Source organism: Coleofasciculus sp. LEGE 07092 (genome assembly GCF_015207375.1).
In the GTDB taxonomy this organism is placed as follows: domain Bacteria; phylum Cyanobacteriota; class Cyanobacteriia; order Cyanobacteriales; family Coleofasciculaceae; genus LEGE-07092.
Window position 1 is genome coordinate 17,638 of record NZ_JADEWY010000089.1, and the last position, 10,917, is coordinate 28,554.

Annotated in this window: 11 protein-coding genes; 4 read left to right on the forward strand and 7 right to left on the reverse strand. The window is 47.7% G+C overall.

Features of this window, described 5'->3' with window-relative positions:
- Positions 1 to 52: 52 nt before the first annotated feature.
- The 3 genes from IQ257_RS20010 to glpX all read right to left on the reverse strand — a co-directional run bounded on the left by IQ257_RS20010 (position 53) and on the right by glpX (position 3,680).
- Entirely contained in the window at positions 53 to 751 is a 699-nt protein-coding gene (locus IQ257_RS20010; RefSeq protein ID WP_193875911.1) for a uracil-DNA glycosylase, read from the reverse strand.
- Between the two features lie 366 nt (positions 752 to 1,117).
- Positions 1,118 to 2,404 (reverse strand): glutamyl-tRNA reductase, encoded by a 1,287-nt coding sequence (locus tag IQ257_RS20015; RefSeq protein ID WP_193875913.1) that lies wholly within the window; start codon positions 2,402 to 2,404, stop codon positions 1,118 to 1,120.
- Positions 2,405 to 2,642: 238 nt separating this feature from the next.
- Positions 2,643 to 3,680 (reverse strand): class II fructose-bisphosphatase, encoded by a 1,038-nt coding sequence (gene glpX / locus IQ257_RS20020; RefSeq protein ID WP_193875934.1) that lies wholly within the window; start codon positions 3,678 to 3,680, stop codon positions 2,643 to 2,645.
- A 265-nt stretch (positions 3,681 to 3,945) separates the two neighbouring features.
- Between glpX and nblR the strand changes: the two genes are divergently transcribed.
- The 3 genes from nblR to IQ257_RS20035 all read left to right on the forward strand — a co-directional run bounded on the left by nblR (position 3,946) and on the right by IQ257_RS20035 (position 6,072).
- Entirely contained in the window at positions 3,946 to 4,641 is a 696-nt protein-coding gene (gene nblR, locus IQ257_RS20025) for a response regulator transcription factor NblR (protein WP_193875915.1), read from the forward strand.
- Positions 4,642 to 4,699: 58 nt separating this feature from the next.
- Positions 4,700 to 5,266 carry a DUF192 domain-containing protein gene (locus tag IQ257_RS20030; RefSeq protein WP_193875917.1) on the forward strand — a complete coding sequence of 189 codons (567 nt, stop codon included), beginning with the start codon at positions 4,700 to 4,702 and terminating at the stop codon, positions 5,264 to 5,266.
- Positions 5,267 to 5,880: 614 nt separating this feature from the next.
- Positions 5,881 to 6,072, forward strand: coding sequence for a DUF2949 domain-containing protein (locus IQ257_RS20035; protein ID WP_193875919.1), 192 nt, complete (start codon positions 5,881 to 5,883; stop codon positions 6,070 to 6,072).
- Between the two features lie 228 nt (positions 6,073 to 6,300).
- On the opposite strand, the gene IQ257_RS20040 is transcribed toward IQ257_RS20035, so the two are convergent.
- From IQ257_RS20040 to lpdA, 4 genes are all read right to left on the reverse strand, one after another.
- Positions 6,301 to 7,455: a pyridoxal-phosphate-dependent aminotransferase family protein gene (locus IQ257_RS20040; protein ID WP_193875921.1), complete on the reverse strand. Its 1,155-nt coding sequence runs from the start codon at positions 7,453 to 7,455 to the stop codon at positions 6,301 to 6,303.
- A 225-nt stretch (positions 7,456 to 7,680) separates the two neighbouring features.
- On the reverse strand, positions 7,681 to 7,965 hold the full coding sequence (locus IQ257_RS20045; RefSeq protein WP_193875923.1) for a DUF5340 domain-containing protein: 285 nt from the start codon (positions 7,963 to 7,965) through the stop codon (positions 7,681 to 7,683).
- Between the two features lie 93 nt (positions 7,966 to 8,058).
- On the reverse strand, positions 8,059 to 8,943 hold the full coding sequence (gene trpC / locus IQ257_RS20050) for an indole-3-glycerol phosphate synthase TrpC (RefSeq protein ID WP_193875925.1): 885 nt from the start codon (positions 8,941 to 8,943) through the stop codon (positions 8,059 to 8,061).
- Between the two features lie 39 nt (positions 8,944 to 8,982).
- Positions 8,983 to 10,416 (reverse strand): dihydrolipoyl dehydrogenase, encoded by a 1,434-nt coding sequence (gene lpdA, locus IQ257_RS20055; RefSeq protein WP_193875927.1) that lies wholly within the window; start codon positions 10,414 to 10,416, stop codon positions 8,983 to 8,985.
- A 292-nt stretch (positions 10,417 to 10,708) separates the two neighbouring features.
- On the opposite strand from lpdA, the gene IQ257_RS20060 reads away from it, so the two are divergent.
- The coding region (locus IQ257_RS20060) for a hypothetical protein (RefSeq protein ID WP_193933178.1) at positions 10,709 to 10,917 on the forward strand (209 nt) is incomplete at its 3' end.

Genomic DNA, 10,917 nt, shown 5'->3' on the forward strand with positions numbered 1-10,917 from the left:
GGATGTTCCGCGACGGGATCAACCGGCGATCGCAACAGCAGGGCAGCGTACTCTAAGAGTTGAGTTCGTCTAATTTGGTACGCACTGCCTGAATATCTTGCCACATCAACCACTTCGGACTCCCCTGATCCCGCGAAGGATTGCGTAACAGGTAAGCGGGGTGGAGAATAGGCATACACAAACGCCCGTCCCAGTCCATCCAAGTACCGCGAATTTTAGTAATGCCGCGCTTCTCACTCGTTAACCCTCTCACGGCAGTTGCACCTGTCAGTAAAATAATCCTTGGGTCTACCAAGCGAATTTGTTCTAATAGGTAAGGTTTGCAAGCGGCAATCTCGTCAGATGCAGGTGTCCGATTTCCAGGGGGTCGGCACTTGACAATATTACAGATATATACGTCTCGATCGGTATCCAGTTTAACTGCCGCCAGAATTTTCTCTAGCAACTGCCCTGCTTTACCAACAAAAGGTAAACCCGTTTCATCTTCGTTTTGACCTGGACCTTCGCCGATAATCATAATCGGAGCGTTGACGTTGCCGCGTCCAATTACAGCGTGAGTACGAGTGACTCCTAAGTCACAACGGTGACAAACGTTGCAATCGGCTGTCAGTGGCTCCATTGATTCGTAAGTGCCGACAGGAATGGGAACCTTAACATCCGTAGGAATCCGCTCAGGCTGGAAGTTATCTGATTCTGAGGATATCAACGCTGACTCCTCAAAGAGGTTGAGTTGTTCTCCTTCGTTAGGCATAAATCTAAGCGCGGGCACTCTGATATCTTAATGAATTCCAAACATAAATTATCCCGTAGGACAGGCAACCTGAACTGTCATAACAGTTAATTGTAGACGAAACACCTGTCGAGGGTATCAATGGCACGAAGTCCGGGCAAAGGATTGCTCTGCAAACCTGAGAAGAATCCCCTCGGCTTTAGCCAGGGGAGTGTCAATTCATGAACCTTTCAAGATTGTTAAGAAAAATGTGACTAATGCATCGTAACGAAAGGGGGCTAGGGGGGTGAATGGGTAAGTCCTGAGCTATGAGACAGTAGTTAAAACCCCTGGCGGGTTACTGCCACTGGTGCAAGCTCTCAGTTCAAACGGATTTGATACGAGCAACTAACCAAATAGCTCTTCAACATCCAAGTTAAAAAGCAATTGCAATGACTGCATGGCTTGGCGTCTTGCCTCAATATCCTGTTGCGCCCTCAACTGTACCATTGGGTCGTGGAGGATTTTATTAACAATCCCCCGCGTCAGGGCTTCGATCACTTCTTGATGTTTTTCAGCAAATTCAGAACCCAAACGCGATAGGGCTTTTTCTAACTCCTGTTCGCGGATGCTTTCAACTTTATCCCGCAGGCTGCTGATTGTGCTGACGGTTTCGAGCGATCGCCACCAGACTTCAAACGCTTCGACTTCTTCCTCTAGCAATGCCTCAGCTTCCCTTGCCATCTGACGGCGGCTTTCGGTGTTCTGGGCTACCACCGCTTTTAAATCATCAACATTAAATGCCCGAACGTTTTCTAACTCATTGACATCGCTATCGACATTGCGCGGTACTGAGATATCAAACAGCATTAACGAACGATTCGGTTCTAAATGGGCTACCAGTTTGGCTCGGTCTAGCAACGGTTCGGTCGCTGCCGTACTGGTAAATACCAAATCTGACTCGGCAATAATTTTCATCATATCTGCCAGTGGATGGAGTTCCAAGTTGGCATCCGTAAACTGGCGAGCTAATTCCTCCGATCGAGCCTGGGAGCGATTCAAAATCGCGATTTTCACAGCACCTTTTGAGAGTAAGTGTTGCACCAGCAACCGGGACATCTTCCCTGCACCAACAATTGTCACGCAGCAGGCGGCTAAGTTCTGGACTTTCATCTGAGCCAATTCTACAGCCGCAGAGCTGATCGAGACAGCACCGGTGCCAATGCTGGTTTCCGTGCGAACTCGTTTGCCTGCGGTAATTGCCTGTTTAAAAAGACGGTTGAGAATGCGTCCGATGCCTTTGTGTTGTTGCCCAAGTTTATGGGTGTTTTTAATTTGTGCTAAAATTTGCCCTTCTCCGAGTACCAAACTGTCAAGACCGCCTGCTACTCGCATCAAGTGCATGACCGCATCCTGATGTAACAAAATAAATAGGTGTTGCCGCAGTTGGTGCAGGGGAACTTGACTGTTATCGGAAAGAAACTGACTAACTTCTCGAACACCCTGTTCGGTTTCTTTCGCAACAATATAAACTTCCAGGCGATTACAGGTACTGAGAACCGCCACTTCTTCAATATGAGGATAGCTGCATAGTTGTTGGACTGCCTCTTCTAGTTGCGCTTCTGGAATGCTGAGTTTTTCCCGAACTTCAACGGGTGCTGTCTTGTGGCTTAGACCTACGACTGCAATATTCATGCGTTCTCCAAATCGTTGTCGTTTTTTGGGTCAACTATTGCGATTTTTTTTTATAGACAAGAGAAGTAGAGAATTATGGAGGTTACTCTTCAATCGATCGATTTTTAAGGGGGATAAAGCCAGAGTAATTAGCATACCTATGCCTATACTCTGGCTCTAAACTAACTCATGGTAGCCCCGAACGGTACGGTAACGTCCTTAGCTAACCGGTGGGTTAGTCTCGCTAAAGTCGTTACTCCTATCTCAGTTGCAGTGTCTTAGGATTATCGGATATGTGAATCGTATCCACAAACCGAGCAGTCTTAGATTGACTGGAAATGACCAAGCTGTGAGTCCGTGCGCCACCATGGAAGAAGCGAACACCGTCCATCAAAGTACCTGGAGTAATGCCGGAGGCAGCAAAAAGTACAGTTTCGCCCGAAGCTAGCTCTTCGGCGCTGTAAACTTTGTCTGGATCGTTAATGTTCATGGATTGAAGACGCTCCAGATTGCCCTCTTTGCTTTCACCAATCAAACCAGTTTTAACGACTGCTGGATCATAGATAAGCTGCCCTTGAAAATGACCGCCCAAGCAACGCATTGCTGCCGCTGAGATTACTCCTTCCGGTGCTGCACCAATACCCATGAGAGCATGGATATTCGTACCAGCAAAGCCGCAAGATAGAGCAGCAGATACATCTCCGTCACTAATTAGCCGCACTCTGGCACCGGCGTCCCGGATTTCCTTGATGAGGGCATCATGACGTTCGCGCTTCATGACGACAACGACTAACTCCTCAATCGAGCGATCGAGGCACTCTGAGAGAATTTTTAGGTTTTCAGTCGCCGATTTATTGATATCTACATGATTCTTTGCCTGCGGTGGTGCGGCTAGCTTCTTCATATAAAAATCAGGGGCGGCAAACAAACCGCCCTTTTCTGAAATAGCCAGCACTGCCATTGAACCGGGTTGCCCGTATGCCACCAAGTTGGTGCCTTCGCAGGGGTCAACGGCAATGTCAATCTCGACTAATTCGTCTGGGTTACAGTAGTTGTGGGCATCCTCTTTGGTGCAGATACCGACTTCTTCGCCAATGTAGAGCATGGGAGCGTCATCTCGCTCTCCTTCTCCAATCACGATGCGGCCGCGCATACTAATTTTATTCATCCGCTCCCGCATGGCTTCTACCGCCACATGGTCAGCGGTGTTCTTATCGCCTTTGCCCATCCATTTGGCAGAAGCGATCGCCGCTTGTTCAACTACCTCAATAATTTCTAATCCTATTGTGGTTTCTATCACGAAGCTTTTCCTCTCAACTGCTTTGTTTTCCCTGGTTCATTTACCGTCCCCAGTCTAAAAGTCTATCAGACACAGGGATCGCATCGAAATTAAGTCTAATATAGGTTTGTGTTAAATTTTATTGAGATTCCTTAAAAAGACCCCCATTAGGTAAAAAAATAGTTAGCCGACTCAACGCAGTGCTCTCTAATTGCTCAAACGTGCTACAACTGGGTAGGTAATCTAAAGTTTTCCATTCAGCTATTGATCGCCAGCTCTATCTATGCAATCTGCAATCCTTGACTGCAACCCTTGTGTCTTACTTGTAGAAACTGATGAAACGTTAGCCCAGCGTCTGAGTCTAGACTTGAGAGAAGCGGGTTATCGGACTGTAGTTGCTACGGATGTCGATAATGGTTGGCATCAAGCCTGCGAACTCCAACCCGCGATGATGGTAGTCGATCGAGCGCTATCGGGAGAATCCGGTTTGAGTTTTTGCACTCGGATTAGAAAAACAGGTTCCCGTGTCCCACTACTTCTACTCATGGCTCGGGACAGCATTGAGGATCGCGTCGCTTGCCTGCAAGCAGGAGCTGATGATTATTTCCTCAAACCCTACCGCAGCGAACCATTTTTGCAGATGGTGCGCCTCTATCTGGAACCGAACGCTGGCTCTACCGAGCAGCTTCGATTTGGCGATCTGGCTCTAGATTTAACAATTCGTAGAGCGATGCGCAACGGTCGAGCAATCGACCTGACGATGAAGGAATTTGAACTTCTCAAGTATCTGATGATGCATCCTCGCGAAGTATTAACCCGCGAACAAATTTTGGAAAATGTTTGGGGTTATGACTTTATGGGAGAGTCTAACGTCATTGAAGTTTACATTCGTTATTTGCGGATCAAGATCGAAGATGAGGGAGAAAAGCGTTTGATTCAGACGGTGCGTGGTGTTGGTTACGTGTTGAGGGAAACTTAGTCGGGGATTTCCGATTGTAGATGAATTCATCCCGATTTCCCACTCCCCATTCCCCAGCATGAAGTATCGCATCAGTTGGCTCTTAGTAACGCTCAGTATCGTTTTGATTGGGTGTTCGGCATCTGTGCCAGGGGGTATTGCCTCTTCAACGCCGTTGAAGTCTGACGAACAACCATCCCCATCGGTTTCACCATCATCCTCAAATTCAGGTCAAATGCTACCCATTGCAGCGGAAGCTCAGATAGGAGGGCAGCGAATTTTGCTGGAAGTAACCCGGACACCCCAAGAGCAACAGATGGGGTTGATGTATCGGACTTCCCTCGCACCCAATCGGGGAATGTTATTTTCTTTCAACCCACCGCGACCCGTGGGTTTTTGGATGAGAAATGTGAAAATTCCGCTGGATATGGTATTTTTGCGAGATGGAGAAGTTCAAGCGATCGCTGCAAGCGTTCCGCCTTGTACCACAGTAACCTGCCCAACCTACGGTCCAGAGGGTCTTGTTGACCAAGTGATCGAACTGCGCGGTGGGCGGGCGGCTGAATTAGGGTTAAATGCAGGCGATCGGCTAAATGTCAAGTTTCTCAATGATGAAACAAGCCCACCTAATCCATCTCAATATTAAATTTTTATTAAAAACATTAAAAATTCCTGGGGAAGTTTTGCCTTTTTGCAACAAAAATAAGATACTCTTTACCTAAGGTAGAGCAAAATGGTCAGAAATTCAGATACTCTTGACCATTACAGAGCGATTAGCGCTGGCAATTGGTAAACTACCCCTAAAAAAAGCGAAGGTGTAACGCTAAAAGAGTCTTAGCGGGTTAAACGTTAGGCAAGGGTGTGAGGTAAGTGTGACTGAGTAGCGTACACTGAGCGTAATACTTTCACTTGACCTATCACTTGAGCAGAAAGCGCCCAAGTGGGGCGAAAATAAACGCGGTTTATTAAGAATCCCTCGTGTGGTTTGATGTGGCTCGTAACAGGTTGAAGTAAGCTGGGTTAACCAGCCGCTGAACCTGGAGTTTTGCCTCTCGTCTGATACCGCTGGCAAAAACTGACTCAGTTGATACAGATCTCAGATTGAGAGTGATTTGTGACACAAGTAAAAAGGAGTTTAACTGTCAAGATACTCTAAAGCCCCCCTTATACAGTGGACAGATAAAAGACTGTCTACTCGCAACTCAAGGAAGCAGGCAGCTAGTTCCACAATAGAGCCGATAAAAGGAGGTGAGCGAAACGATGGCACCTGCAAACTATTCAGAATTTTTGCGCTTTCTCAAAGAAGAGCTAGCGATTTCTACAGATTCAATTGCAATTGCTCAACGGCACCGGGAACAAGACCCGGGACCCCTACCGATGATTCTCTGGCGGTACGGCTTAGTCACCCTTAAGCAATTAGACCAAATTTATGACTGGTTGGAAACGGTCTAAAACTAGATAAATTGGCGAGGAGCAGATTAGTAATGTCCAAGCGCTTATATCTATGGATTAACCGTAATCCTTGGCAAATACTGGTAGAGACCTTACAGTATTTTCATTCATCACTAATTCCAACACAAAAAAGAGCGGGTCAATGAGCGACTCGCTCTTTTTTGCAATGGGTCAAATTCAGCCTGAAGTGTGAAAGGGAAAAACTCCCAACCCATCATCCATGAGTGATTAGGATTGAGCAAAGACTCTAGCCGCAGCCGCAACACCAGATCCCGGTGTCATTGATTCGTAACCTAATTCGCGGAGGCTTGCTTCTAAAGCCCCAATTGCGGCAAGGATATCGCGATCGCAAACAAAGCCGAGATGACCGATACGGAAAATTTTACCTTTGAAGTGGTCTTGTCCTCCAGCTAAGGCAATATCAAAGTGCTTTTTCATCACGGCACGAATTTGTTCGGCATCAACTGACACGGGTGCCACGGCAGTAATTGCAGGACTGGCAGCTTCATCTGGGGCAAACAAGGGTAATGAAAGAGCATTGATCGCGTCACGAGTCGCTCTCATCAAACGCTGGTGACGTGCGAAGATCGATTCTAATCCCTCTGCTTTCATCATGCGTAGTGCCACTTGTAGAGCAATCACGAGATTAACTGGCGGTGTAAAGGGATTACTATTTTTAGCAGCGGCTTTGCTGTACCCACCCAAATCTAAGTAAAAACGCGGGAGTTTGGCAGTCTTATACGCTTGCCAAGCTTTGGGAGAGACGGACACGAACCCAAGTCCTGGAGGAATCATGTAGCCTTTTTGAGAACCTGATGCGACAATATCAATCCCCCAAGCATCCACTGGCAGATTGACTGCCCCCAAGCTGGTAACAGCATCTACGATAATCAGGGCTTCGCCGTGTTCTTTAACGTGACGGTTAATCGTTTCTAAATCGTTGAGGACACCAGTCGAGGTTTCCGAGTGAGTTACGATGACGGCTTTGATTTTCTTTTCCGTATCGGCAACTAGTTTTTCTTTAAACTGTTCCGGTTCGAGGGGTTTACCCCAATCGGCTGTCACAGTTTCCACCTCAAGATTAAAGGCGGCACTCAGTTTCGCCCAGCGATCGCCAAATTTGCCGTTAGATCCTACCAAAACGCGATCGCCCGGACTCAAAAAATTAATAATACCGGCTTCCATGGCTCCCGTGCCACTCGCCGTTAGAACCAAGACATCATTCTCAGTCTGGTGCAGCCATTTGAGGTTTTGTGTCACCTCTGCCATAATCTCGCTAAATTCGCCAGTGCGATGCCCAATTGGGTGTTTGACTAGAGCCAGTAACACTTGTTCCGGTACCGGTGTCGGTCCTGGAATCATCAGCATCTGCTTGTTATCCATGGGATTGTCCTCTACGCTCTTGTTGTAAAAAATACTAAGATTTAATCCTACAAAACTGTTGCTAATGTTTTAGCGAATCAACTGCTTTACCCACCAAACCAACCAAAGTTGAGCGGAGACTTCTAGGAATCGCGCACAGAAACTACAGCGTTGCTCTTCAGTGTCTAAACGTTAGGCTGGACAAGAATTACAGCTAGTAATACTATCGAAAATTATCCAAGAGTGCTAACTCCGAAGTTCCGGTTTATTATTTAAGGGCAAAGCTTCTGAATTTTCTGGCTCAACCTTGATGCTGTTCAGCGCCCAACGATACTCGACGGGAACGTTTACTCGTTGGCAGCTTTGTTCAATTTGCTTTTGTTGAGCTAAGGCTTTGCGAAGGGTAGCAATCAGTTGGTGAACCTGCTCTCGAAGCACCGGTTGTTGGTTGGCAGCAAAAGACGTTTGCCGCTCCAGCAGTTGGAGAAGCAGTTCGTAATGGATGTATGACGGAAGGGGGAGTGGCTCCATGAAATCTGATTTACCTCGAAGTGGATGACTCGGCGTGATAAAACTCTGCCCTAAGACTTAGGGGCAAGGGATTGTGCTTGTGGTAGCTGTTCACTAACTAGGAAACAATTCAGCGATCGCTACTGCTGGATCGGGTTGTTTGACCAATGACTCGCCAATTAGAACAGCAGAGGCACCTGCAGATGCAACCCGCTCTAAATCGGCACGGGTATGCAACCCCGATTCGCTCACGACTACAATGCCACGCTCCTGTAGTGGGTTGCTCCGCGCTGTCAGTAGTTGGCAGGTCGTTTGCAAATCGACCGAAAAATCTTCCAAGTTACGGTTGTTAATACCTACTAGGGTAACGCCATCTAGAGATAACACGCGGTCTAATTCATCGAGGGTATGGACTTCAATCAGGGGTGTCATTGACAAGGCATTGGCAATTTTGACAAAGTAGCGGAGGTCTTGATCCGAAAGGACTGCTGCAATGAGCAAAACGGCGTCGGCTCCGTAGCTGCGGGCAAGGTAGATTTGGTAGGGGTAGATGATGAAATCCTTGCACAACACGGGCAGTTCAACTGCCGCACGCACGTTTGCCAAATTATCCCAGCTACCTTGAAAGAATTTTTGATCCGTCAGCACCGATAGAGCACTAGCACCGCCTTGGCTGTAGGATTGGGCGATCGCTACGGGGTCAAAATCAGCACGAATAACTCCCTTACTGGGGGATGCCTTTTTGACTTCGGCAATTAAAGCGGGGCGAGTCTTCCCTGAGACTAAAGCCGCTTTGAAGTTACGAGGGGGCGGTGCCGTTTCTACACGCTTGCGCAGTTGAACTAGAGGCAGCCGTTCCCGCATCTGGTCAACTTCTTTCTCTTTGTGCCAGATTATTTCTTCCAAAATATGACGAGGTTCAGCGTCTGGAAGCGCTACTTGATAGCGCAGGGTACTCAAGTTAATTGTTGGACTGGGTGGGCGTCGGCGAATTTGCATGTGCTGGATTATTTGTCATGGGTCATTCGTTGTCAAAAATTAATGACTAATTACAGCTCGCTTGTAAGCTTCGTCAAGGACTTCTGACAAGGTGGGGTGGGCGTGGACTAAATAGGCAAGGGTGTTAACCGATTGCCGCTGGGCGATCGCATTGGATGCTTCATGAATCAAATCAGAAGCGTGAATGCCTAGGATGTGAACACCGAGGACTTCACCGGTATCTGGACGGTAGATTACTTTAGCAATACCATCTGCTTCACCTTCAGCAATTGCCTTGGAATTGCCCTTAAAGTACGTCCTCACCGACCTAACTTCAAACCCCTCTTTTTCACCTAACTCCTGGGCGGCTGGTTCTGTGAGTCCTACATAACTGATTTCGGGGTGAGTGAACGCGGCGGCTGGAATGCTGCGATAGTCTATAGTACGGTGCCGCCCACAGATATTCTCTACGACCACAACGCCTTGAGCCGATGCCGTGTGAGCCAGCATGAGTTTACCCGTAGCATCGCCAATAGCCCATAGATGGGCGACGGGTTCTCCTCCTGAGAGAACAGCCATTTGGTCGTTGACAGGGATAAAGCCCCGACGATCAGTTTCAATTCCTACAGCATCCAACCCCAAATTTTTGGTAAACGGAATCCGACCCGTAGCGACTAAACAAGCATCAACTTCTAGTACATCAACGACTTCCTTGGTTTTGGCGTCCGCTAGTTCGATGACGACTGGTGAACCGGGGATGACTTTCTGTGCCAAAACGCCTGCATGGGTTTCGATATCGCGGGGAGTAATAAGTATCCGCGTTGCCAGTTTAGCGATATCCGGATCGAAGGTCGGCATCAACTGGTCTAGGGCTTCGATCATGGTGACTTCAGACCCCAGCGCCGTGTAGATATCAGCAAATTCTAAGCCAATGTAACCACTGCCGATAACGGCTATCCATTGAGGTAGCCAGTCTAGTTTTAAGGCATCATCACTGGTAAAGACTGTTTTGCCATCCAGTTCAATACCTGGGGGAACGAAGGGAACTGAACCTGCCGCTAGGATAATATCTTTAGCTGTTAGGGTTTTTTTACCACTGTCTGTAGCGACGGTTACTTTCTGGTGTCCCGCTATCCGACCCCAACCGTGAATAACCTCAACACCTAAACGTTTGAGGCTGTTGGTGAGATCGCCCCGAATTTTAGAAACCAGATTGCTGGCGTGGTTCGCAATGGCTTCGCGGTCGAACTCAACGCCACTGACGTGAATCCCTAGGGATTTCAGGTGGTGGGTATTGTGCAACTCTCGTACCCGACCCGATGCTGCTAGTAGGGCTTTTGAGGGGATACAGCCTCGATTGACGCACGTTCCACCCATTTCACCAGCTTCAACAATTGCAGTCTTCAAACCGCAGCTCACCGCGTGTAAGGCAGCCCCATGTCCGCCTACACCGGCACCGACAATCACCAAATCGTAATCAAATTCTTGACTCACATTCATTTCCCCTGAGGTGTCTTGCCCTCCTTATTCTCAACTTGACCCAGCCCTAATCGCAAGTTTTTTGCTCGCATTCGCCACCGTGAACTGTCACATCGGATTGCATACCGGATCAGACTCATAACGAAACCTTAAATTATCATATTTGAGATTTTTTCGGCATTTTTTCTCATCCCCTGTTCCCAAAAATACTAGTTATGGCGGTTGAGGGTATGGAATCAGGGTTGTATCGTTGAAGTTTTAGGTAGTTTTTTTGAATCAAAAGCAGTTTTTGAGAACTCAAAATAGTATGTCTAAGCCTCAGCCAAATCTGCGCACTGCTGCCGCCAGAGCTTTTGTAGAGTCCCTTGACCAACTACAGACTATCTTGGCGGAGGAAACTCCCACCTCTGACCCTCAACCTCAGAAATTAGACATGAAGGTTTGGGAAGAAGCGGCTGCTGACCTGGATGAATTTTTTGGTGACGTTCAACCATCAGTAGAGGGGGAGGACGGGGG